This window comes from Nonomuraea sp. NPDC050478, from assembly GCF_044458265.1.
GTDB classification, from domain to species: Bacteria; Actinomycetota; Actinomycetes; order Streptosporangiales; family Streptosporangiaceae; genus Nonomuraea; species Nonomuraea ferruginea.
Map to the genome: position 1 here is coordinate 12,948 of NZ_JBITHT010000010.1, position 21,937 is coordinate 34,884.

The 21,937-nt window shown below is 69.2% G+C and carries 23 protein-coding genes and 1 riboswitch; of the genes, 14 read left to right on the forward strand and 9 right to left on the reverse strand.

Annotation, left to right across the window (positions count from 1 at the left end):
- Nucleotides 1-185 precede the first annotated feature (185 nt).
- Entirely contained in the window at nucleotides 186-1,025 is an 840-nt protein-coding gene (locus tag ACIBF7_RS39135) for a hypothetical protein (RefSeq protein ID WP_271279790.1), read from the forward strand.
- Nucleotides 1,026-1,215: 190 nt separating this feature from the next.
- On the opposite strand, the gene ACIBF7_RS39140 is transcribed toward ACIBF7_RS39135, so the two are convergent.
- The 3 genes from ACIBF7_RS39140 to ACIBF7_RS39150 all read right to left on the reverse strand — a co-directional run bounded on the left by ACIBF7_RS39140 (nucleotide 1,216) and on the right by ACIBF7_RS39150 (nucleotide 3,673).
- Entirely contained in the window at nucleotides 1,216-1,374 is a 159-nt protein-coding gene (locus ACIBF7_RS39140; protein WP_187281663.1) for a hypothetical protein, read from the reverse strand.
- Between the two features lie 525 nt (nucleotides 1,375-1,899).
- Complete coding sequence (locus ACIBF7_RS39145; RefSeq protein WP_372452527.1) at nucleotides 1,900-2,691, reverse strand: ABC transporter ATP-binding protein; 792 nt, start codon at nucleotides 2,689-2,691, stop codon at nucleotides 1,900-1,902.
- Between the two features lie 64 nt (nucleotides 2,692-2,755).
- Complete coding sequence (locus tag ACIBF7_RS39150) at nucleotides 2,756-3,673, reverse strand: ABC transporter permease (RefSeq protein ID WP_271280081.1); 918 nt, start codon at nucleotides 3,671-3,673, stop codon at nucleotides 2,756-2,758.
- A gap of 474 nt (nucleotides 3,674-4,147) precedes the next feature.
- On the opposite strand from ACIBF7_RS39150, the gene ACIBF7_RS39155 reads away from it, so the two are divergent.
- The 5 genes from ACIBF7_RS39155 (at nucleotide 4,148) to ACIBF7_RS39175 (ending at nucleotide 9,868) form a co-directional block, all read left to right on the forward strand.
- Nucleotides 4,148-5,785, forward strand: coding sequence for an ABC transporter substrate-binding protein (locus tag ACIBF7_RS39155; protein ID WP_148035142.1), 1,638 nt, complete (start codon nucleotides 4,148-4,150; stop codon nucleotides 5,783-5,785).
- Nucleotides 5,786-5,909: 124 nt separating this feature from the next.
- Nucleotides 5,910-6,854 (forward strand): ABC transporter permease, encoded by a 945-nt coding sequence (locus ACIBF7_RS39160; protein WP_148035141.1) that lies wholly within the window; start codon nucleotides 5,910-5,912, stop codon nucleotides 6,852-6,854.
- Complete coding sequence (locus tag ACIBF7_RS39165) at nucleotides 6,847-7,818, forward strand: ABC transporter permease (protein ID WP_148035140.1); 972 nt, start codon at nucleotides 6,847-6,849, stop codon at nucleotides 7,816-7,818. The genes ACIBF7_RS39160 and ACIBF7_RS39165 overlap by 8 nt, the downstream gene beginning before the upstream one ends.
- A 12-nt stretch (nucleotides 7,819-7,830) precedes the next feature.
- Nucleotides 7,831-8,868 carry an ABC transporter ATP-binding protein gene (locus ACIBF7_RS39170; protein ID WP_364233690.1) on the forward strand — a complete coding sequence of 346 codons (1,038 nt, stop codon included), beginning with the start codon at nucleotides 7,831-7,833 and terminating at the stop codon, nucleotides 8,866-8,868.
- Complete coding sequence (locus ACIBF7_RS39175) at nucleotides 8,852-9,868, forward strand: ABC transporter ATP-binding protein (protein ID WP_148035138.1); 1,017 nt, start codon at nucleotides 8,852-8,854, stop codon at nucleotides 9,866-9,868. The genes ACIBF7_RS39170 and ACIBF7_RS39175 overlap by 17 nt, the downstream gene beginning before the upstream one ends.
- Before the next feature lie 53 nt (nucleotides 9,869-9,921).
- Here ACIBF7_RS39175 and ACIBF7_RS39180 read toward each other — a convergent pair whose 3' ends face one another.
- The 3 genes from ACIBF7_RS39180 to ACIBF7_RS39190 form a co-directional block, all read right to left on the reverse strand.
- Entirely contained in the window at nucleotides 9,922-11,115 is a 1,194-nt protein-coding gene (locus ACIBF7_RS39180) for a S8 family serine peptidase (protein WP_271280077.1), read from the reverse strand.
- Complete coding sequence (locus ACIBF7_RS39185) at nucleotides 11,112-11,672, reverse strand: hypothetical protein (protein ID WP_219550892.1); 561 nt, start codon at nucleotides 11,670-11,672, stop codon at nucleotides 11,112-11,114. The genes ACIBF7_RS39180 and ACIBF7_RS39185 overlap by 4 nt, the downstream gene beginning before the upstream one ends.
- A gap of 127 nt (nucleotides 11,673-11,799) precedes the next feature.
- On the reverse strand, nucleotides 11,800-12,606 hold the full coding sequence (locus ACIBF7_RS39190) for an S-adenosyl-l-methionine hydroxide adenosyltransferase family protein (protein ID WP_148035135.1): 807 nt from the start codon (nucleotides 12,604-12,606) through the stop codon (nucleotides 11,800-11,802).
- A 119-nt stretch (nucleotides 12,607-12,725) separates the two neighbouring features.
- Here ACIBF7_RS39190 and ACIBF7_RS39195 point away from each other — a divergent pair, with 119 nt between their 5' ends.
- The 3 genes from ACIBF7_RS39195 to ACIBF7_RS39205 are packed head-to-tail and all read left to right on the forward strand — an operon-like array spanning nucleotide 12,726 to nucleotide 14,533.
- The gene (locus tag ACIBF7_RS39195; protein ID WP_364233686.1) at nucleotides 12,726-13,076 is read left to right on the forward strand and encodes a DUF3263 domain-containing protein; all 351 of its coding nucleotides are present in this window, start codon (nucleotides 12,726-12,728) and stop codon (nucleotides 13,074-13,076) included.
- Nucleotides 13,077-13,116: 40 nt separating this feature from the next.
- The gene (gene otsB, locus ACIBF7_RS39200; RefSeq protein WP_364233683.1) at nucleotides 13,117-13,884 is read left to right on the forward strand and encodes a trehalose-phosphatase; all 768 of its coding nucleotides are present in this window, start codon (nucleotides 13,117-13,119) and stop codon (nucleotides 13,882-13,884) included.
- Nucleotides 13,885-13,921: 37 nt separating this feature from the next.
- Nucleotides 13,922-14,533 carry a hypothetical protein gene (locus ACIBF7_RS39205; RefSeq protein WP_364233680.1) on the forward strand — a complete coding sequence of 204 codons (612 nt, stop codon included), beginning with the start codon at nucleotides 13,922-13,924 and terminating at the stop codon, nucleotides 14,531-14,533.
- 1 nt (nucleotide 14,534) lies between these two features.
- On the opposite strand, the gene ACIBF7_RS39210 is transcribed toward ACIBF7_RS39205, so the two are convergent.
- Nucleotides 14,535-15,959: a trehalose-6-phosphate synthase gene (locus tag ACIBF7_RS39210; RefSeq protein ID WP_148035131.1), complete on the reverse strand. Its 1,425-nt coding sequence runs from the start codon at nucleotides 15,957-15,959 to the stop codon at nucleotides 14,535-14,537.
- A 31-nt stretch (nucleotides 15,960-15,990) separates the two neighbouring features.
- On the opposite strand from ACIBF7_RS39210, the gene ACIBF7_RS39215 reads away from it, so the two are divergent.
- The 5 genes from ACIBF7_RS39215 to groL all read left to right on the forward strand — a co-directional run bounded on the left by ACIBF7_RS39215 (nucleotide 15,991) and on the right by groL (nucleotide 20,713).
- Nucleotides 15,991-16,545: an RNA polymerase sigma factor gene (locus ACIBF7_RS39215; RefSeq protein ID WP_148035130.1), complete on the forward strand. Its 555-nt coding sequence runs from the start codon at nucleotides 15,991-15,993 to the stop codon at nucleotides 16,543-16,545.
- An 89-nt stretch (nucleotides 16,546-16,634) separates the two neighbouring features.
- Nucleotides 16,635-16,776, forward strand: a riboswitch (SAM riboswitch).
- A 13-nt stretch (nucleotides 16,777-16,789) separates the two neighbouring features.
- Nucleotides 16,790-18,022 carry a threonine synthase gene (thrC, locus tag ACIBF7_RS39220; RefSeq protein WP_148035129.1) on the forward strand — a complete coding sequence of 411 codons (1,233 nt, stop codon included), beginning with the start codon at nucleotides 16,790-16,792 and terminating at the stop codon, nucleotides 18,020-18,022.
- A 25-nt stretch (nucleotides 18,023-18,047) separates the two neighbouring features.
- Nucleotides 18,048-18,323, forward strand: a complete 276-nt coding sequence (locus ACIBF7_RS39225; RefSeq protein WP_132331077.1) for a MoaD/ThiS family protein — start codon at nucleotides 18,048-18,050, stop codon at nucleotides 18,321-18,323.
- A gap of 251 nt (nucleotides 18,324-18,574) precedes the next feature.
- The gene (locus ACIBF7_RS39230) at nucleotides 18,575-18,778 is read left to right on the forward strand and encodes a cold-shock protein (RefSeq protein WP_148035128.1); all 204 of its coding nucleotides are present in this window, start codon (nucleotides 18,575-18,577) and stop codon (nucleotides 18,776-18,778) included.
- A 306-nt stretch (nucleotides 18,779-19,084) separates the two neighbouring features.
- On the forward strand, nucleotides 19,085-20,713 hold the full coding sequence (gene groL / locus ACIBF7_RS39235; protein ID WP_345482967.1) for a chaperonin GroEL: 1,629 nt from the start codon (nucleotides 19,085-19,087) through the stop codon (nucleotides 20,711-20,713).
- Between the two features lie 176 nt (nucleotides 20,714-20,889).
- Here the strand turns inward: groL and ACIBF7_RS39240 are convergent, their stop codons facing one another.
- Nucleotides 20,890-21,309, reverse strand: coding sequence for a GNAT family N-acetyltransferase (locus ACIBF7_RS39240; RefSeq protein ID WP_364233676.1), 420 nt, complete (start codon nucleotides 21,307-21,309; stop codon nucleotides 20,890-20,892).
- A 59-nt stretch (nucleotides 21,310-21,368) separates the two neighbouring features.
- Entirely contained in the window at nucleotides 21,369-21,899 is a 531-nt protein-coding gene (locus ACIBF7_RS39245; RefSeq protein ID WP_372452525.1) for a YbhB/YbcL family Raf kinase inhibitor-like protein, read from the reverse strand.
- Nucleotides 21,900-21,937: the final 38 nt, after the last annotated feature.

Sequence of the window (21,937 nt, forward strand, 5' to 3'; positions counted from 1 at the left end):
TTGTCACGCGGGCTTTTAGCGGCTCACCCGGGGTCGTGCGCGGTGATAGAACTGCATCCGTAGCTCAGCCGCGGACGGCGCGCTTCGTGCGGTGCCCATAGCGTGTACGCCACGGCATTCGGGGGTTATCGATTCGCAATTCAATGCTCTCCGAAGCGATCGATCACGAGCCGGGAAGGCAAATCATGAAACGTGTAATGAAGACGGCGGTCGCCGTAACGGCATTCGGGCTCGCGGCGGCACTCGCCGTGCCGGCGCAGGCCCAGGCCGGGGACCTCGGCGCCTCGCCCACGAAGCGCGACCAGGCCCGGATCGGCGACGACTCGCCGCTCGACGGCCTGGTGGGCGGGCTCGCCGGCGGCCTGCTGGACGGGCTGTTCGGCGCAGCCGCCAAGGCCTCCGCCAAGCCCGCGCAGAACCAGACCAGGCCGCAGGGACGCCCCGGCATCGACGGCCTGTCCAACACCCTGCCTCTGGACGGCCTCGCCGCCTCGCGCCCGGCCAAGCCCAGGGCGCAGGTCAAGCCGACGCAGGAGGACACGTTCGAGGGCGCCTTCGCCCAGGTCGCCTACCTGTTCGAAGGCTCGCTCGGCGGCGCCACGGCGTCGCTGTCGACGACCCGGATGGTGCCCGGCGGACGCTACGGCTCCACCGAGGCGCTGGACGGCGCCACGTCGGCGCTGGACGGCGCCACGACAGGCGTGGCCCACCTGTCGCTGCAGGAAACGGTCGTCGGCATGTCGCGTGCCGCGAAGCAGGCGCTGCCGCGATCCAGCAACGGACGTCTGGCGCCGCTCGTCGGCCGCGTGGCGCCCGCCGAGACGGCGCCGCTGCTGGAGTCGCTGCCCGGCACCACTCAGGTCGCCTCCATCGATGAGATCGCCCCGCTCGTCGAGGACGCCTCCGCCCTGGTCTCCACCAACGGGACGAAGGCCACCAGCGCCTACACCGACACCGTCGCCGCGCTGGGCTGGACCACGGCCGCCCTCACCAGCATGGTCCGGGACCCCTGGCACTACCGCTGATCCTCTGGCGGACCCGAGCTCCGCACCCTCTGAAGCATCGCCGGGCCCCGCATCCTGCGGGAGCCCATCCCCGGGAGTGGCTTCCCGACCCCCGCCGCGCTCGCCGGCGCCGCCCAAGTCTGCAGGGTGGCGGCGCTGTGAGCCGCGGCCCCGCCGCCGGCCCGCACCAGGGTCGGCGGCGGTTCGCTTTCTATCCGGGCAGTCGCACGCCCGTGCGGCGGGCGATCTGGGCCTGCAGCCTCGCCATCTGCCAGTGCAGCTCCAGCAACTGCTCGGCGAGCTGCATCGTGGGTATCTCGGTCACATCCTCGGTGGCCAGGTGGTCGATAGCGGCCGAGAGCTCACCCATCGTGTCCCCCCACTCCATCACCGTTCCCAAGCTCGAACCGACGTTCGAATCCTAGCGAACGGTAGCCCCTCCTGTCAGTCCTACACGCGCAGCCCCGACTGACTTCTCGCACACCGTCTCGAAATCTACGGGGGCCTGGGCGTGCCAAAGGCCCGCATCATGGCGGCCCGCCCGGGGTGTCCCGAGAAGGTTTCCGTTTCCCGCCGGCGGATCGTCACGGACGACCGGCCCGCCGTCGGGAACGGCCCGCGGAAGAGACCGGGCCCGACGCGGCGCGTCCACGAAGCGGCAGGGGAAGTGGCGAGGCCTGCCCGAGAGCCCTGACCGGCCCGGCCGGGACTCTCAGGCAGGCCGCGCCATTTGCCCAGCCGCATGGGCGGTCGCGTTTCTTCGCGTGGTCGCGTTGCTTCGCGTGGTCGCGTTGCTTCGCGTGGTCACGTTGCTTCGCGCGGCCGCGTCGCTTCTCGCGGGTCGCGCCGCTCCGCGTGGGCGCGCCGCCTCGGCAGAGGCGGTGTCAGATGGTGGTCAGCCTTTGGTGTAGGCGGCGAGGACTTCCTTGGGGTCGCCGTCCATTTTGATCTTTCCCTTGTGGAGCCAGATCACCCGGTTGCAGGTCTGCTGGATCACCCGCAGGTCGTGGGCCACCAGGAAGACCGTGCCCGCCGACTCCCTGATCTGGCGGATGCGCTGCTCGCTCTTCTTGCGGAACTCGCGGTCACCCGTGGCCAGGGCCTCGTCGATGAGCAGGACGTCGTGGGTCTTGGCCGAGGAGATGGCGAAGCGGAGCCGGGCGCCCATGCCGGAGGAGTAGGTGGACATCGGCAGCTGGACGAACTCGTCGATGCCGGAGAAGTCGACGATCTCCTGGTATTTCTCCCTGACCTCCGCCGGGGTCATGCCCATGGCGTAACAGCCGAGGATGATGTTGCGCTCGCCGGTCAGCTCGCGCATCAGGGCCGCGTTGACGCCCAGCAGCGACGGCTGCCCGTCGGTGTAGACGGCGCCGGAGTGGGGCGGCAGCAGGCCGGCGATGGCGCGCAGCAGCGTGGACTTGCCGGAGCCGTTGCGGCCGACGACGCCGATGGCGTCGCCGTGGTAGGCCACGAAGGAGACGCCTTTGACGGCGTGGACCTCCTTCATCTGCGGCCTGCCCTGGCGCTTGACGATGCGCATGAAGGCGTTGACCGCGTTGCCCTTCTCGGACTCCGACGCGGCGCCGTAGACGCGGTAGACGATGTGGAGATCGTCGACGATGACCGTCGGCGTGCCCGTGGGCACGTCCAAGGGGCCCTTAGCGGGCTCCGGGTCGGGATGCACCCGGACGTCCTTGCTTGGGACGGCGGGCTCCTCGCCCTTCACCTTTGCCAGCTCCTCGGTCAGGTCAGCCACGCCCGTACCTCTCCTCAGCCCGCCAGAAGTACCAGAAGCCGAAGCAGAGTGCGAACACTGCCCAGAATACGCAAGCCATCCACACCATCGGCGGGGGAGTGTGCTTGTAGATGAAGATGTCCCGCATCCACTCGATGTACGAGGCGGCCGGGTTGAGATACATGGCGGTGGCGACCCACTGCGGCAGACCCGCGGTCTCCACCACCTTGTCCTGGATGGAGAAGAAGACACCGGAGGCGTAGAGCCAGGTGCGGGTGATGAACGGCAGCAGCTGGTTGAGGTCCCGCATGGAGGACCCGAGCCGTGCCATCACCAGCCCGGCGCCCACGTTGAACATGGTCTGCAGGATCAGCACGACCGGGATCATCAACCAGTACCACGTAGGCACCTCGGAGGTGATGAACACGATCAGCACCAGCACGCCCATGGAGATGGCGAGCTGCTGGAGCTCCTGGATGGTGTAGGCCAGGGGCAGCGCGGCGCGTGGGAAGTGGAGCGCACGGATCAGCGACAGATTGCCGGAGATCGACTTGGCGCCCGCGGTGACGCTGCGCTGCGTGTAGGTGAAGACGAAGATGCCGATCAGCAGGAAGGCCGGGTAGTTCTCGACGCCGTCGCGGCCGCCGAGGACTATGCCGAACATCACATAGTAGATGGCCGCGTTGAGCAGGGGGGTCAGGACCTGCCACAGCTGGCCGAGAGCGGAGCTGGAGTACTTCGAGACGTTGCGCGAGGTCGCGTACGTCAGGATGAAGTGTCGTCGCTCCGCGAGTTGGCGCACATAGACGAGAAACCTCGGCCGTGCGATGGCACGGCGAAGCCCGTATCTCTCGGCGAGCTTGGCCAGCGGCTCCTGCCCGCTTCGGCCGCCCGCCTGGGCGTCCGCGACAGCGGATTCCGGCTGGCTCATGGGATGGACTCTATTGGATCCGGGTTGCTCGGGATGCCTGCCGCGTGGCGCGCGGCCGACAGTTGGACGGTGTCTCGTGGCGCTCGGTTCCAAGCCACCGTCAAGACTCGCTCAACCGTAGCCCAGCGGGACGGACGATGGCGGCAACGGCACGAGCACCGTCTGGTAGGAGGTATTTTTCATCGACACTTCCCGTCCCCGCGAATGCCCGTCTGACTCGTTTATGCACTTCATCCCCTTGCGAGCCGTATGGGCGCGACGTGGGACAGGCGGACGTGTGACCGAACTGCAACGCGCCAGAGACGTGCTGGTGGCAAGTAGTAGGAGATAGTCGCGATCGACTGGCAGGGCGTCGGCTGGTTTGACCAGGTCAGCCAAACCCGGGGGATTACAAGGAACCCCCCGTCAGGCTGCTCACGATCATCGCAGCTCAGCGCTTACGCCCACCTTGGTAGAGGGAGGAATTTTTTCACCATGCGTGTTACTAGAGGCGCACGGATCGTCGCCGGTACCGCGCTGCTCGCTCTCGCGGTTGCCGCGTGCGGCGGCGGTGCCAGCCCGTCCGGTGACCCCGCGGCGGATGGCGGCGACACGCCGGTCCGCATGGAGCTGGGTGAGCCGCAGAACCTGCTGGTCCCCTCGAACACCACCGAGTCCGAGGGCTCCGAGCTCCTCGCGGCCGTCTTCGAGCCCCTGGTGAACTACGACGAGAACAAGCAGGTCGTAGAAGCCGCTGCCGAGTCGATCACCACGGAAGACAACATCACGTGGACGATCAAGCTCAAGTCGGGCTACACCTGGCACAACGGTGAGCCGCTCGTCGCACAGAACTACGTCGACGCGTGGAACTACGCCGCCAACCAGGACAACGCGCAGGGCGCCGGCTACTTCTTCGGCCGCGTCAAGGGCTACGACGCGCTGAACCCGGGTGAGGGCAAGGAAGTCACCACCAAGGAGATGGAAGGCCTGAAGGTCGTCGACGACTCGACCTTCACCGTCGAGCTGGCGGCGCCGTTCTCGCAGTTCAGGACGATGCTCGGCTACACCGCCTTCTACCCGCTGCCCAAGGCCGCCTTCGGCGCCGACGGCAAGGTGACCAACGAGTACGGCGAGAAGCCGATCGGCCAGGGCCTCTTCAAGCTCGACAAGCCGTACAAGAAGGGCACCGACCAGACGGTCGACCTCTCCGTGTACGACAAGTACCCGGCCAAGAAGCCCAACGGCTGGACCAAGCTCCAGTTCAAGCTCTACAACAGCTCCGAGACGGCCTACAACGACCTGCAGGCGAACAACGTGGACATCCACGACTCGCTGCCGGCCTCGGCCATCTCCAGCGCGAAGACGGCCCTGGGCGACCGCTACCAGGACCAGCCGGACGCCGGCATCGGCTACATCGGCTTCCCGCTGCAGTACAACGACGAGTACAAGGACGTCCGGATGCGGGAGGCCATCTCGATGGCCATCGACCGGAAGACCATCGCCGAGACGGTCTTCTCCGGCACCCGCGCCCCCGCCGACGACTTCATCAACCCGGCCATCGACGGCTACCGCCAGGGCGCCTGCGCGGCCTGCACCTACGACCCGGGCAAGGCGAAGGAGCAGTACGCGGCGGCCAACGGCCCGGCCAAGCTGGAGCTGGGCTACAACGCCGACGGCGGCCACAAGGAGTGGATCGAGGCCGTCGCCAACAACCTGCGGGCCAACCTCGGCGTCGAGGTCACCGTGAGGCCGTTCGAGAAGTTCGCGAACATCCTCGACGACCTGGACGCCAAGAAGTACAAGGGCATGTTCCGCATGGGCTGGGCGGTCGACTACCCGTCGGCGGAGAACTACCTGTCGCCGATCTTCTCGACCGGCGCCATCAAGACCGGCTCCAACTACGCGGGCTACTCCAGCAAGGAGTTCGACGAGCTGGTGGCCAAGGGCGACCAGGCGGAGAGCCCTGAAGAGGGCCTGAAGTTCTACCAGCAGGCCGACGATGTCCTGATCAAGGACCTCCCGTACGTTCCGGTGTACTTCTACCGGAACAACTCTGGGTACTCCACTCAGGTGAAGAACGTCAGAATCAATCTGCTCAACCAGGTTGAATGGGCTGACGTCGAGAAGGCCTGACGTTATATACGGGGGTGGGCGGGACGCCGTCCACCCCTCGTGAGCCCGCCACGAAGGCAGTCGCTTGGGCACGCGCCACCCAAGGTTCCCAGGGACTGCCTTCTGGCATGTACGGGAGGCTTGTATGGGCCGTTACATCATCAGGCGCCTGATCCAGGCGATACCAGTCCTGCTGGGCGCCACGCTGTTCATCTTCGCCATCGTGTTCGCGCTTCCTGGTGACCCCATCGAGGCGCTCGCCGGCGAGAAGCGCCAGGACCCGGCGATCACCGCCATCATCCGCGAGCAGTATCACCTGAACGATCCGCTGCTGGTCCAGTACTGGTACTACATCAGCGGCATCCTTTTCCACGGTGACTTCGGTAAGACCTTCGCCGGCGTCCCCGTCACCCAGCTGATGGCGGGCAAGTTCCAGGTCACGCTGAACCTCGCGTTCACCGCGCTGGTCATGGAGGCCATCATCGGCCTGCTGCTCGGCCTCTGGGCGGCGCTGCGCCGCGGCCGGGCCACCGACACCGCGATCCTGGCCTCGACGCTGCTGCTCATCTCGGTGCCGACCCTGGTCACCGGCTTCGTGCTGCAGCTGTGGCTGGGCGTATGGCTCAAGCAGGTCACCGGGATCGAGTTCTTCCCCATCGCGGGAGTCGGCCAGGGCCTGCAGTCGTACCTGCTGCCGGGCTTCGTGCTGGCCGGCACGTCGATCGCGTACCTGACACGTCTGACCAGGACGAGTCTGGTCGAGACGCTACGCTCCGACTACATCCGCACCGCCACCGCGAAGGGCCTGTCGAGACGGCGGGTCGTGGGCAGACACGGGTTGCGCAACGCGCTGATCCCGATGGTCACCTATCTCGGAGCCGACCTGGGCGTGCTCATGGGCGGCGCCATCATCACGGAGACCATCTTCAACCTGCCGGGCATCGGCTTGCAGTTGTATCAGGGCGTTTACCTACGTGAGCAACCCATCGTCGTAGGTATCGTGACAATCCTGGTGCTGGTGTACATCGTGGCGAACCTGATCGTCGACATGCTGTACGCCGTGCTCGATCCGAGGATCCGCTATGAGTGAGACACCGCAGCTGGGCCAGGTCGGGCCGGCGTTCCCCGAAACCCAGTCGCTGACGGAGAACCAGCCGTCCCCGCCGGTCAAGCAGCCCAAGAAGAAGGAAGCGAAGCCGGCGAGCCTCTGGCGAGACGCCTGGTACGACCTGCGCCGCAGGCCGATGTTCATCTTCTCGCTGGTCCTGATCGCGATCCTGCTGGTCATGTCGTTCTGGCCGTCGCTGTTCACCTCGATCAACCCGTTCGACGCGAAGACCTGCGAGCTTTCCACCGCTCGCCAGGGCCCGAGCGCCGGCCACATCTTCGGCCGCGACAACCTCGGCTGCGACGTGTACGCCAAGACCATCTACGGCGCCAAGAACTCGATCATCATCGGTGTCGCCACCACGGTGATCACGGCGCTGGTCGGCGGGCTGCTCGGCCTGCTGGCGGGCACCCGGGGCGGCTGGACCGACGTCCTGACGTCCCGCGTCACCGAGGTCTTCTTCGCCATCCCCTCCATCCTGGGCGCGCTGCTCATCACGGCGACGTTCCGGGACGCCGGGATCGGCATCTGGATCGTGGTGATCGCGCTCTCGGTGCTGGCGTGGCCGATGACCTTCCGCATCATGCGGGCGGCCGTCATCACCGCGAGAAGCCAGGACTTCGTGCTGGCGGCCAAGGCGCTGGGGGCCGGCCAGGCGCGCATCATGTTCCGGCACCTGCTGCCGAACGCGCTCGCGCCGGTGATCGTCGTCGCCACCATCAACCTGGGCGGCTTCATCGCGGCCGAGGCCGCGCTGTCCTTCCTGGGGGTCGGCGTGCAGTCGCCCGACATCTCCTGGGGCCTGATGATCGCCGACGCCCGGAACCGGTTCCTGGAGGCGCCGCTGCCGCTGGTGTTCCCGGCCCTGTTCCTGAGCATCACGGTGCTCGCGTTCATCATGCTGGGCGACGCCGTACGCGACGCGCTCGACCCGAAGCTCAGGTAGGAGGGGGGAAACATGAGCAAGACATCGCCGCACGCGTTGCCTGCCGAGGGAGGGCTGGGCAACGAGCCGCTGCTCGCGGTGGACGACCTGCACGTGGAGTTCGCCACGCGCGCCGGCCTGGTACGGGCGGTCAACGGGGTGAGCTACTCGCTCCAGGCGGGCGAGACCCTCGCCGTCCTGGGCGAGTCGGGTTCCGGCAAGTCCGTGACCGCGCAGGCGATCATGGGCATCCTCGACATGCCGCCGGCGCGCATCCCCAAGGGGGAGGTCCGCTTCAACGGCACCGACCTGCTCAGGCTCTCGGAGGAGGCGCGCACGCAGGTGCGCGGCCAGCGTATCGCGATGATCTTCCAGGACGCGCTCTCCGCGCTCAACCCGGTGTTCACCGTGGGCTGGCAGATCAGCGAGATGTTCCGGGTGCACCGCGGCATGGGCAAGCGCGACGCCGTGAGGAAGGCCGTCGAGCTGATGGACCGGGTCCGCATCCCGGGCGCCAAGCAGCGCGTCAACGACTATCCGCACCAGTTCTCCGGGGGCATGCGGCAGCGCATCATGATCGCCATGGCGATCGCGCTCGACCCCGAGGTGCTGATCGCCGACGAGCCGACCACCGCGCTCGACGTGACGGTCCAGGCCCAGGTCATGGAGCTGCTCGCGGAGCTGCAGCGCGAGAGCAACATGGGCATGATCCTGATCACCCACGACCTCGGCGTCGTCGCCGACGTCGCCGACAAGATCGCGGTCATGTACGGCGGGCGCATCGTGGAGAACGCCTCCGTGCACGACATCTACAAGGCGCCCGCCCACCCCTACACCAAGGGGCTGCTGGAGTCGATCCCCCGGGTCGACCTCAAGGGCCAGGACCTGTACGCCATCAAGGGCCTGCCGCCCAACCTGCTCGACATGCCGACCGGCTGCGCCTTCCACCCGCGCTGCCCGTACCGGCAGGACAACTGCGTGACCGACAGCCCCCCGCTCTACGAGATCAGCGGCACGCGCAACAGCGCCTGCCACTACTGGAGGGAGGTCCTCGATGGCGACCAAGGGTGAGACGATCCTCGAGGTCCGCGATCTGGTGAAGCATTTCCCCCTCAACCAGGGGATCATGTTCAAGAAGCAGATCGGGGCCATCAAGGCCGTCGACGGCGTCTCCTTCGACCTCGCCAGCGGCGAGACGCTCGGCGTCGTGGGCGAGTCCGGCTGCGGCAAGTCCACCCTCGCCAAGGTGCTGATGGCACTGGAGCGGCCCACCTCCGGCTCCGTCAAGATCAACGGTCGTGACATCGCCAAGGCCAAGGGCGCCGAGCTCAAGCGGATGCGGCGCAACATCCAGATGGTGATGCAGGACCCGTACACCTCGCTCAACCCGCGGATGACCGTCGGCGACATCGTCGGCGAGCCGTTCGACATCCACACCGAGGTGGCGCCCAAGGGCGACCGCACCCGCAAGGTGCAGGAGCTGCTGGAGGTCGTCGGGCTCAACCCCGACCACATCAACCGCTACCCCCACCAGTTCTCGGGCGGTCAGCGCCAGCGCATCGGCATCGCCCGCGGGCTGGCGCTCCAGCCGGAGATCATCGTCTGTGACGAGCCGGTCTCGGCGCTGGACGTGTCGATCCAGGCCCAGGTGATCAACCTGCTGGAGCGGCTGCAGAACGAGTTCAACCTGGCGTACATCTTCATCGCCCACGACCTGTCGGTGGTCCGCCACATCTCCGACCGGGTCGCGGTGATGTACCTGGGCAAGGTCGTCGAGCTCGGCAAGGACGTCGAGATCTACGACAAGCCCGCGCACCCGTACAGCCAGGCGCTGTTGTCGGCGGTGCCGGTCCCCGACCCCGAGGGCCGCGACCAGCGCGAGCGGATCATCCTCCAGGGCGACCCGCCGTCGCCGGCCAACCCGCCGTCCGGCTGCCGCTTCCGCACGCGGTGCTGGAAGGCGCAGGAGATCTGCGCGACGGAGGAGCCGCTGCTGCAGATCCGGCCGGGCACGTCCCACGAGAGCGCCTGCCATTTCGCCGAGACGCATGACGTGGTGCATGTGAACTAGCGGCGCGTGTCGACGCCGCCGCCCCCGCGCCCTTCGGTGCGGGGGCGGTCGTGTCAGGGGGGAGCCCCGCCGCGGCTCCAGGGAACGGCTCGGCGACGATCGTGGTGGAGCAGGATGCGGGCCGACAGGGCCAGGGCCAGCGCCACCAGGCCCGCGATGACCAGGGCGCGGGAGCCCGGCGGGGGGCCGGACGGGTCCTCGCCGAAGTGCTCCGCGGGGAGCGGGGGCGGCTGGGTGGGGCCGGCCAGGCGTTCGGCCACGCGCAGCGCCAGGGCGGCGTCGGCGACGCCGTGGCCGTAGCCGGTGCTGTAGCCGCCGCGCGGACGCTTCCTGGTGCCGAGCTCGATGGCCCGCCGCACGTGGTACGGCGACAGGTCCGGGTACGCGGATCTGATCAGCGCGGCGATGCCCGCGACCATGGCGGCGGCCGAGCTGGTGCCGTCGCCGACCACGTAACGGCGGGCGCCGCCGGCGGAGACGATGTCGACGCCGGGGGCGACGACCGAGAGGTAGTCCTGGCGGTTGGAGAACCCGGCGAGCCGGAAATTCCGGTCGACCGCGCCCACGGCGATCACGCCGGGATAGGCGGCGGGGAAGTTCTTCCTGTTGGTGCTCTCGCCGTCGTTGCCGGAGGAGGCGACCAGCACCGCGCCGTGGGCGACCGCGTACTGCACCGCCTCCTCCTCGGCGGCCGAGCCCTCCCAGGAGCCGCTGCCGCCGCCGAGCGACATGCTGATGACCTCGGCGCCCCGGTCGACGGCGTAGCGGATGCCCTTGGCGAGCGCGTCGTGGCCGCCGGCGCGCCGCTTGGCCCGCCGGGGATCGGAGTTCTCCAGCGTGACGCGTACCGACAGCACCTTGGCGGCGGGCGCGACGCCGAGCACGCCGCCGGCCTTGCCCTCGCCGTGGCCGTGGCCGGCGATGAGGCTGGCCATGGCGGTGCCGTGGTGGCCCCACACGCCGCCGGCCCGGCCGGCTCCGGTCAGGTCGGGGCCGTGCACGACGGAGCCGCGCAGGTCCTGGTGGTCGCCGCGGACCCCGGTGTCGAGCACCGCGACCAGAACGTTCTCGCCCTGGGTGACCCGCCAGGCGTCGTGCAGCCGCAGCGTGCCGACCTGCCACTGCTTGGCCCTGGCGAGGGCGCCCATCTCGTCGTCCGCGGCGGCGGGCGTGGCCAGGCCGAGCTGGGACGACAGGAACAGCAGCGACAGGGACAGCAGCGCCGCCCGCAGGCGCGGCCGCCTCATCCGGTGAGGCCCCGGTGCAGCTCGGTGGCGAGCTGGCGGGCGAAACCACCGAGCCGGGGCACGGCCTGGTCACCCGGACGGAACGACCGTCCGTCCGCGTAACCGGCGGTGGTGGCGATCACGTACGGCGCGTGGGAGGCGATCAGGGTCCCGGTGAAGCACTGCCGCTCGCCGAAACGTTCGGCGGGGCCGCCGGGGAAGGCGACCGGCCGCACGGCGGGCACGCGCAGGGGCCCGGCCGCGCCCGGGGGCACGGGCCGGGCCAGGACCGCGATGCCGGCGGTGGCGACGTAGGTGGCGGTGCTGTCGGCGTACGTGGCGCGCAGCGCGGTGACGCAGGCGGGCAGCGCGGGCTGGAAGGCGGCCGCGCAGGACGCCTCGGGCGCGACCCCGGCCAGCAGGTAGGTGACCTGCGCGCCGGACGGGCTGGTGCCGGGGACGGCGTACGGGAACACCCGCGTCACCGGCCAGGCACGCCAGCGCTCGGGCACCGGCGGCGCGGCGGGGGAACAGAACACGGACAGGAGGGCGAGCAGGAGCAGGGACAGCTGAAACACGTGAACCTCGAACGGGGGGAGGGGGCGCCCGATCTGCCGTGAATTCTGGCACGGGGTCAGGGCCTCAGTCCGACGGTTCAGTAAACAGTCCGATACGCCACGTAATTGGCGTTTGTTGGCTTTTGCGTTATACGGAGGGTGACAACCGGACATGCGCCCCCGGAGGCAGGCCGAGGCGCTGTGCCGCGTCGCCGGAGTTCACCGCGAACGCGATCAGGCCCGCCGAGTCCGCGAACGCCACCAGCTCACCGGGCGGGACCGCCGCGTACGTCTCCCGGTAGGGCATCGACAGCCGCCGCCGGCCCAGCGACACGCCGAGCGTGTCGCCCACCCGCAGCCCCAGCGCCTCCAGGTCGCCGGCCGTGATCGACAACTGCGTGTTGCCGTAGCGGTCGACCGAGACGACCTCGCCCTCGGCCGCGCCCTCGCGCAGCACGGACGTCGGCGCGGGCAGCGACACCAGCCTCTCCACCGGCACCCGCGGGCCCAGCTCGCGCGGCCGCAGCCCGTTGCTCAGCCGCCCGGCCACCGGCGCGAACACGTCACGGCCGTGGAACGTGGGCGACACCGGGTGCAGGAAGTGCTCGGCGTTGCTCAGCTCGTACGCCGCCCGCGCGCCGCCGCTGGCGCGCACCGCCCACGACAGCAGCCCGTTGTCCGGCCCCACGAACACCCGGCCGCCCGCCTCGACCGCGATCGCGCGCCTGGCGCCGCCCGCGCCCGGGTCGACCGCCCCGACGTGCACGCCCACGGGCATGTACGGGATCGTCTGGGCCAGGATCGCCGCGCCGCGCCGCACGTCACCCGCCGGGACCAGGTGGCACACGTCGATCACCCGGACCTCGGGGGCGATCCCGGCGATCACCCCGTGGCAGGCGGCGACATAACCGTCTTCGAGCCCGTAATCCGTGAGAAGTGTGATGACAGAGGTCACACTTAGTGACTGTACGTCTCTCAATCCGCCGTGAACAGCCGCACTCGGCACATTACGATGGCGACGGGCCGCCTGCGCGCGAAGCCATCGTCGCGCCGCCCGTTCCTGAGGAGGACACCATGGACACTGCACCGTCAAACGGTGACAGTGCCGACCAGAGGGCCGACCAGAGGGCAGAGGACAGGGCAGACCAGGACCACGCCCAGGAACCCGTCCACCGGCCCCTCACCGACCGCGAACTCGAGCTCCTCGCCTTCGAGCGCCACTGGTGGCGTTACGCGGGCGCGAAGGAGCAGGCCGTCAAGGAGACCTTCGGGTTCTCCGCCACCCGCTACTACCAGCTGCTCGGCGAGTTGATCGACCGTCCCGAGGCGCTGGCGCACGACCCCATGCTGGTCAAGCGACTGCGCAGGCTGCGCGCCGCCCGCCGGCGCGAGCGCTCCGCCCGCCGGCTCGGCATGCGCCCCTGACCGGCTGGGTACGGCAGGCGGCGTGAGCGACATCCCTGGAATGGAAGCGATACTGAAGGATCCGGCCGGCGCCGTGATCGGGCTCGACTTCGACGGCACCCTCTCGCCGATCGTGCCCGACCCCGACACCGCCGTCGTCCACCCCGGCGCGCCTCCGGTGCTGGCCGAGCTGGGCCGGCACGTGGGCGCGGTGGCCATCGTGACCGGACGGCCGCCGGCCAAGGTGCTGGAGCTGGGGCCCGCGCTCAAGGACGTGCCGGGCCTGGTCATCCTCGGCCACTACGGCTTCGAGCGGTGGGAGGACGGGCGGACCTCCGCGCCCCCGCCGCCGGCCGGGGTGCCGCGGGCCAAGGCGAAACTGCCGCTGCTGCTCGGCTCGCTGGGCGTGACCGACGCGGCGATCGAGGACAAGGGCCGCGCGGTGGCCGTGCACACCCGCCGCTGCGCGGACCCCGAGGGCACGCTGGCCCGGCTGCGCGAGCCGCTGGCCGCGCTGGCGGCCGAGCACGGCCTGGTCGTCGAGCCCGGCCGGATGGTGCTGGAGGTGCGGCCGTCCGGCATGGACAAGGGGCACGCGCTCGGCGCGTTCCTGACCGAGCGCTCCGCCAGGTCGGTGCTCTTCGTGGGCGACGACCTCGGCGACCTGGCCGCCTTCGACGCGGTCCGCTCGTCGGGCCTGCCCGGCGTGACCGTGTGCAGCGGCTCCACCGAGGTCACGGCGCTGGCCGAGCGGGCCGACATCGTCGTCGACGGCCCCGAGGGCGTGGTGGCGCTGCTCCGCGAGTTGACGTCCGCTTTCAGCCGATAGTGACCAGTTTGCAAGTGGGCACCCCTATGGTCCGGGCATGAGCAAGAAGCACCTCGCCGCCGTGGCCGTGGCCGCGGCGGCGGTCCTCGTGGCCCCCGCCTCCGCGGCCGCCGCCTCCACGACAGCCGCCTCGGCCACCGCCGGCCCCGCCCAGGAACTGAAGCTGCGCAAGGGCCTGACCCTCTACATCCCGCTCAAGTGGGTGGTCCACCGGGTCGGCGCCGACCGGATCAAGGTGGTCACCGGACCCTGCGCCAACCCCAGGGGTGGCTTCTTCGCTCCCGGCTGCAAGAGCTTCTGGATCTTCGGCCCGAAGGCGATCAGGACGGGCGCCGAGGGCTTCGGCCCGTACGACGCCGGCAGGGGCGGCTACTACCCCGCCTCCGACGTGCAGAAGTGCCCGAAGAACGGCATGCTCCTGCGCGGCGAGCGGGTCGGCGCGCACAAGAAGGGCCTGCGCCAGGTCGGCCCCGGGCACAAGGCCCACTACCACGAGTTCACCACCCGCTGCCGCACCGGCAACGGGAAGAAGACCAGCGTCACGTTCACCACCCGCGAGTGGTATCTGCCGAAGTCGCAGATCCTCGTGGTCGACGAGTGGAGCACCGGGAACCTCGCCGACACCCTGAAGTACGCCGACTGGAAGTGATCTAGGCGAGCGCGTCGAGCTGGGCGGCCAGCCACTTCTGCGGGGGCAGCGCGGTGGCGGCCGCCTCCAGCCGCTCCCTGCGCCGGGCGCGCTCCGCCTCCGGCATCACCAGCGCCGCGTGCAGCGCGGCGGCGGTGCCGCTGATGTCGTACGGGTTGACCACCAGCGCGTGCGCGCCCAGCTCCGCGCACGCGCCGGCCTCCCGCGACAGCACCAGCGCGCAGCGCGGCGACAGGATCGGGCCTTCCTTGGCCACCAGGTTCATGCCGTCGCGGATCGGGTTGACCAGCAGCACGTCGGCCAGCCGGTAGGCGGCCAGGGAGCGCGGGTAGTCGTCGTTGACGTTGAGGATCAGGGGGTTCCAGTCCTCGGTCGCGTACTCGTCCTCGATCTCCTGCGCGCAGCGCTGCACCGCCGCGGTGTATTCGCGGTATTCGGGCAGATCGTGGCGGCTCGGGTAGGCGAAGGCCAGGTGGACGACGCGGCCGTGCCACTCGGGGTGGGCGTCGAGGAACTCCTTGTAGGCGAGCAGTCCGCGCACGATGTTCTTCGACAGCTCGGTGCGGTCGATGCGCACGATCAGCTTGCGGTCGCCGACCTCCTCCCTGATGGCCGCCATGTGCGACTCGACGTCGGGCTCGGCGGCGCGGGTCCACAGCGCCTTGCCGTCGACGCCCAGCGCGTGCACGCCGACGCGGGTGGTGCGGCCCTCGTACGTGATCGTCGCGGCCCGCTGGTCGACCTCGGCGCCCAGCACGGTCTCGCAGCAGTCCATGAACGCGCCCGCCCAGCGACGGGTGAGGAACCCGGCGTGGTCGGCGCCCAGGACGCCCTCCAGCACCTCGCGCGCCACCTCGTCGGGCAGCAGCGAGAAGTATTCGGGCGGGGCCCACGGCGTGTGGCTGAAGTGCGCGATGCGCAGGTCGGGCCGCTCGGCGCGGAGCATCGCCGGGGTCAGCGTCAGGTGGTAGTCCTGCACCATCACCCGGGCGCCGTGAGCGGCCCCCTCCGCCAGCGCGAGCGCGAACGCGCCGTTGTAGTCGCGGTAGGACTCCCAGTCGCGCCGGAACCGGGTGCCGAAGTGCGGCGCGTTCGGGATGTCGTAGAGCAGGTGGTTGACGAACCACAGCGTGGAGTTGGCCACGGAGTTGTAGGCGCGGTGGAAGGTGGCGGGCGCGATGTCGAGCATGCGCAGCGGGCCCGTCTCGTAGCCGGCGTGGTCGAGCCGGCCGCCGGGGGCCTGGCGGACGGCGCTGCGGTCGCCGTCGGACAGAGCCGCGCACACCCACAGCACGCCCTCGTCCCTGGCCACGCCGGACAGCCCGGAGACGAGACCGCCGCCGCCGCGTCTCATGGTGAGGACGCCGTCGTCGGACACGGTGAACGACACAGGGCCTCTGTTCGAGGCGAGCAGGACGCTGTTCATTTACGCTCCCTCCGACCATAGGATCCCAGCTATGGCGCTAGATGAGCACACCGAGGAACTCGCCCATGCCGCAGCCAGAGGCGATCATCGCTCACTCGGCGAGCTCCTGCGACGGATCGAGCCCGACGTGCTGCGGCACTGCGCTCGTATCCTGCCGTATCACCATGACGCCGAGGAGGCGGCCCAGGACACCCTGCTCGCGGTGGCGCGCAACATCGCCAGGTTCGAGGGGCGGGCCAGGTTCAGCACCTGGCTCCACATCGTGACCGCCAACTGCGCGCGCACCACGTACCGCTCGCTGAAGCGCAGGTCGGCGGAGCAGAGCTCCGACGAGCTGCTGACGCAGAAGCCCGACGTGCGGCGGGTCAGCGTGATCGCGGGCTCGCGGCTCGACCTGCTCGACGCGATGGAGGCGCTGGAGGCCGACAAGCCCGACCTGGCGCAGGCGCTGGTGCTGCGCGACATCGTGCAGCTCGACTACAGCGAGGTGGCCGAGCAGCTCAAGATCCCGCTCGGCACCGCCAAGTCGCGCATCCACCAGGCGCGCAAGTACGTGCAGGGTGTGCTGGGCGACGACTACCGGTGAGATCGTTCATCTCGGAGAGTGAGACGACTGTCCATGTCACGTGGTTGATTGGGTAGAGTCCGAGTCAGCAGCACCACACAACTGAACATTGCTCATCCAGAGGGGTGGAGGGACCGGCCCTGCGAAGCCCCGGCAACCCTCCCGGCTTGTGACTCGCGACCTGGCGAGGCCGACCGGGACAGGGTGCCAATTCCGGTCCGCGGTCAGGGTGGCCGCGGACGAAGATGAGGGAAGGCCTCGCTTCATGTCGCTCGACTTCGGTCCCGCCACTGCTCTCTCCTGCCGCGAGTGCGGCGCCCGCTATCCGCTCGGCCCCAACTTCGCCTGCGTCGAGTGTTTCGGGCCGCTGGAGGCGGCCTACGACTTCGGCGACGTCAAGAGGTCCGACATCGAGTCGGGCCCGGCCAGCATCTGGCGCTACCGTTCCCTGCTGCCGGTGCCCGCCGACGTCGCGAGCAAGCCCAACATGAACCCCGGCTGGACGCCGCTCGTCAAGGCGGGCAACCTGGGCCGGGCGCTCGGTCTCAAGTCCCTGTACGTGAAGGACGACTCGGGCAACCCCACCCACTCCTTCAAGGACCGGGTGGTGGCCATCGCCGTCGAGGCGGCCCGCAACTTCGGCTTCCACACGCTCTCCTGCTCCTCGACCGGAAACCTGGCCGGGGCCGTGACGGCCGCCGCCGCCAGGGCGGGCCTGGACGCGTGCGTGTTCATCCCCGCCGGGCTGGAGCAGGCCAAGATCGCCATGGCCCGCGTCTTCGGCGGCAGGCTCATCGGCATCGAGGGCACCTACGACGAGGTCAACCGGTTCTGCTCGGAGCTGATCGGGGACCCGATGGGCGACAAGTGGGGGTTCGTCAACGTCAACCTGCGGCCCTACTACGCCGAGGGCTCCAAGACGCTCGCGTACGAGATCGCCGAGCAGCTCGGCTGGCGGCTGCCTGAGCAGATCGTCATCCCGATCGCGTCCGGCTCCCAGCTCACCAAGATCGACAAGGGCTTCAAGGAGCTGATCCGGCTCGGGCTGGTCGACGACACGCCCTACAAGGTCTTCGGGGCGCAGGCGCTCGGCTGCTCGCCGGTGTCGGCCGCCTACAAGGCCGGCCACGACGTGGTCCAGCCGGTCAAGCCCGACACCATCGCCAAGTCGCTGGCCATCGGCAACCCCGCCGACGGCCCTTACGTGCTCGACATCGCCCGGCGCACGGGCGGCGCCGTCGAGGACGTGACGGACGCCGAGATCGTGGCCGCCATCAAGCTGCTGGCCTCCACCGAGGGCATCTTCGCCGAGACGGCGGGCGGCGTCACGGTGGGTGTGCTGAAGAAGCTCGTCGAGACCGGGCAGCTCGACCCGGAGGCCGAGACCGTGGTGCTCAACACCGGCGACGGGCTCAAGACGCTCGACGCCGTCGCGGCCGACGCGCAGCCCACGGCCGTGATCCGGCCCTCCCTCGACGCGTTCCGCGCGACTGTCTGACAATCAGGAAAGGCGAGACCATAACATGAGCGTTTCTGTGCGGATTCCTACCATCCTGCGCACGTACACCGGGGGCAACGCGGAAGTGAGTGGGGAGGGCGCGACTCTCCGTGACGTCCTGGCCAAGCTCGATTCCGACTACCCGGGGATCGGCGCCCGCATTCTGGATGAATCGGGCAAGATTCGGCGTTTTGTTAACGTCTACGTGGGGGAAGAGGACGTCCGATTCGCCCAAGGTCTGGACACTCCGGCCCCTGAGGGCACGCAGATCTCCATCATCCCGGCCGTCGCGGGCGGCTGAGCCCCCCGCTCGGCGGAGCGATCGTCTGGAAGGCGCCCCATGTGGGCGCCTTCTCCCTTTTGTGGGAAATTCAACCTTGAACTACTCAGCTAGGGGTGAAATAAGGCTTTTGCGGATTGACTCTGTTGCCGACCGCCATGCCACAGGTATGGTCGAGTGCGATCGTCAGACGATATCCCCATAAGTCATGGCGATTGTGGGTCTCGCAGACGAATGGGCGAGATCCCTGAGCCCAGTAAGAGGAGTCGGAAGTGGCGCAGGGCACCGTCAAGTGGTTCAACGCGGACAAGGGCTACGGCTTCATCGCGGTAGACGGTGGTAAGGATGTATTCGTCCATTACTCGGCAATCATGATGGACGGGTATCGCTCTCTCGAACAGGGACAACGGGTCGAGTTCGAGATCACGCAGGGCCAGAAGGGGCCGCAGGCGGAATCCGTCCGCGCTGTCGCCTAGCTGGTGCGACCGGCAGCTCGCACGCCAGCGCAGTGCGTGTGACTGCCACCTCACATTGGGGTACGGCGGGCCGCCCGGGGCCCGCCGTACGGACACCTTCGACGGCGATCTGTTGACCTGGCCAGGTGCGGAGTCAGCTTGCACTCGACAGGGTAGAGTGCTAAACAGTCGTTGGCACTCTATGTTGATGAGTGCCAACGGGGATCGAGACGATGGGGCCTGCCGAACGGAGATGTGGGCCCACATGCCGTCGCGGGCGTCGGCTCGATCTCACCAGGACACCCTGCATCTGGGAGGTCTCGCCTAATGGCAGCCAAGATGATCGCGTTTGACGAGGACGCCCGGCGCGGTCTCGAGCGCGGGATGAACCAGCTCGCCGACGCGGTGAAGGTCACGCTGGGCCCGAAGGGCCGCAACGTCGTGCTGGAGAAGAAGTGGGGCGCCCCCACGATCACCAACGACGGTGTCTCGATCGCCAAGGAGATCGAGCTCGAGGACCCGTGGGAGAAGATCGGCGCCGAGCTGGTCAAGGAAGTCGCCAAGAAGACCGACGACGTCGCGGGCGACGGCACCACCACCGCCACCGTGCTCGCCCAGGCGCTCGTACGTGAGGGCCTGCGCAACGTCGCTGCCGGCGCCAACCCGATGGCCCTGAAGAAGGGCATCGAGGCGGCCGTGGAGCGCGTCAGCGAGGAGCTCTCCAAGCTGGCCAAGGACGTGGAGACCAAGGAGCAGATCGCCTCCACCGCCTCCATCTCCGCCGCCGACCCCGAGATCGGCTCGCTCATCGCCGAGGCGATGGACAAGGTCGGCAAGGAAGGCGTCATCACCGTCGAGGAGAGCAACACCTTCGGTCTGGAGCTGGAGCTCACCGAGGGCATGCGCTTCGACAAGGGCATGACGTCGATGTACTTCGTCACGGACTCCGACCGCATGGAGGCCGTGCTCGAGGACCCGTACATCCTGATCGTCAACTCGAAGATCTCGGCCAACAAGGACCTGCTGCCGCTGCTCGACAAGGTCGTGCAGTCCGGCAAGCCGCTCCTCATCATCGCCGAGGACATCGAGGGTGAGGCCCTGGCCACCCTGGTGGTCAACAAGATCCGCGGCCTCTTCCGCTCGGTCGCCGTCAAGGCCCCGGGCTTCGGCGACCGCCGCAAGGCCATGCTCGCCGACATCGCCATCCTCGCCGGCGGCCAGGTCATCGCCGAGGAGGTCGGTCTCAAGCTGGAGAACGCCACCCTCGACCTGCTGGGCCGCGCCCGCAAGGTCGTGGTGACCAAGGACGAGACCACGATCGTCGACGGCGCCGGTGACGCCGACGCGATCGCCGGCCGGGTCAACGAGATCCGCGCCGAGATCGACCGCACCGACTCCGACTACGACCGGGAGAAGCTCCAGGAGCGCCTGGCCAAGCTGGCCGGCGGCGTGGCTGTCATCAAGGCCGGCGCCGCCACCGAGGTCGAGCTGAAGGAGCGCAAGCACCGCATCGAGGACGCCGTGCGCAACGCCAAGGCGGCCGTCGAGGAGGGCATCGTCCCCGGCGGTGGCGTGGCGCTGCTGCAGGCCGGCGCCAAGGCGTTCGACAAGCTGGAGCTGCCGGGCGACGAGGCCACGGGTGCGGCCATCGTGCGCAAGGCGCTGGAGGAGCCGCTCAAGCAGATCGCGGTCAACGCCGGCCTTGAGGGCGGCGTCGTGGTCGAGCGCGTCCGCAACCTCACCCCGGGTGAGGGCCTCAACGCGGCCACCGGCGACTACGTCAACATGTTCGAGGCGGGCATCATCGACCCGGCCAAGGTGACGCGTTCGGCGCTGCAGAACGCCGCCTCGATCGCGGCGCTGTTCCTGACCACCGAGGCTGTCATCGCCGAGAAGCCGGAGAAGACCCCGGCCGCTCCCGCCGGCATGCCCGGCGGCGGTGACATGGACTTCTGATCGAGGGTTCTCGACCCGAGGTTCTCGCGAGCGGCCCGCACCGGTGTTTCCGGTTCGGGCCGCTTCGCTTTTCCGACCGCCCTTATAGGCGGTTTTTTGTGCGCCGCCACTATCCGTATATCGCTGATAACGTTCTGATATACCTGAGCCGGCGAAAACGCCTCACTTCCGTAGCCCTAAAGGGGCTTGACCCATCGCGACCACTGCGGTTGGGGCGCATAACCCGCGGCGGTCCAGGCGTGGTGGGCGAGCGTGTTGTCATGAAGGACCATCGCGTCGGCCCGGAACGCGCCGAAGGCGGCGAAACGCGCCTCGGCGGCGGCCAGCAGGGCGGTGGCGACGCCCTTGCGACGGTGAGCCGGATGGACGGCCAGGCGATAGAGATGGGCACGCCACCCGTCCCAGCCCGCGATCAGCGTGCCGGCCAGCGCGCCGTCCAGCTCGGCCAGAAGCAGCGCATCCGGGTCGCGCTCGACCAGCGCCCGCACCTTGCCGGCCGAGTCGTGACGGTCGGTGCCCTCGGCGGCGTGCAGCCAGAACTCCAGGACAGCTCCGACGTCCGCCAGGCCCCCCGGACGGATCGTTAGATCGCTCATGGGGGCGAAGCTACCAAGGCGCGGCACCGCCCCCCGGAGGAGGCGGTGCGCTCGCGTGGTCAGATCCCGAAGTGCGGGACGATGTGGCCGCGCGCCAGGGTGTTGGCGGTGATGTTGAAGCCCACCACGGCCGGGCTGGTGTCGGTGTCGAGGCCGAGGGTGTCGACGCCGAGCGCGTGCACGGTGAACACGTAGCGGTGCGGGTCGCCGGGAGGCGGCGCGGCGCCGCCGTAGTCCTTGGAGCCGTAGTCGCTGCGGGCGTGCTTGGCGCCCTGCGGGAGACCCTTGAACTCGGGCGCGGTGCCGGCGCCCGTGGGCAGCTCGGTGACCGACGCCGGGATGTCGAACAGCACCCAGTGCCAGAAACCGCTGCCCGTGGGCGCGTCCGGGTCGAAACAGGTCACCGCGTAGCTGCGCGTCTCCGCCGGGGCGCCTGACCAGCGGAGGCTGGGGGAGAGGTTCTGGCCCGTCATGCCCCAGTCGTTGAAGACGTGGAGGTCGCTCAGCCTCTCCCCGTCCGTCATGTCGTCGCTGTGGACCGTGAGCGAGGGGACCGACGGCAGGTATTCGTGTGGCAGCGGTGCTGGCACGGCATCCTCCTTGGGTGAGAGCTCCTTGACGTCATCCT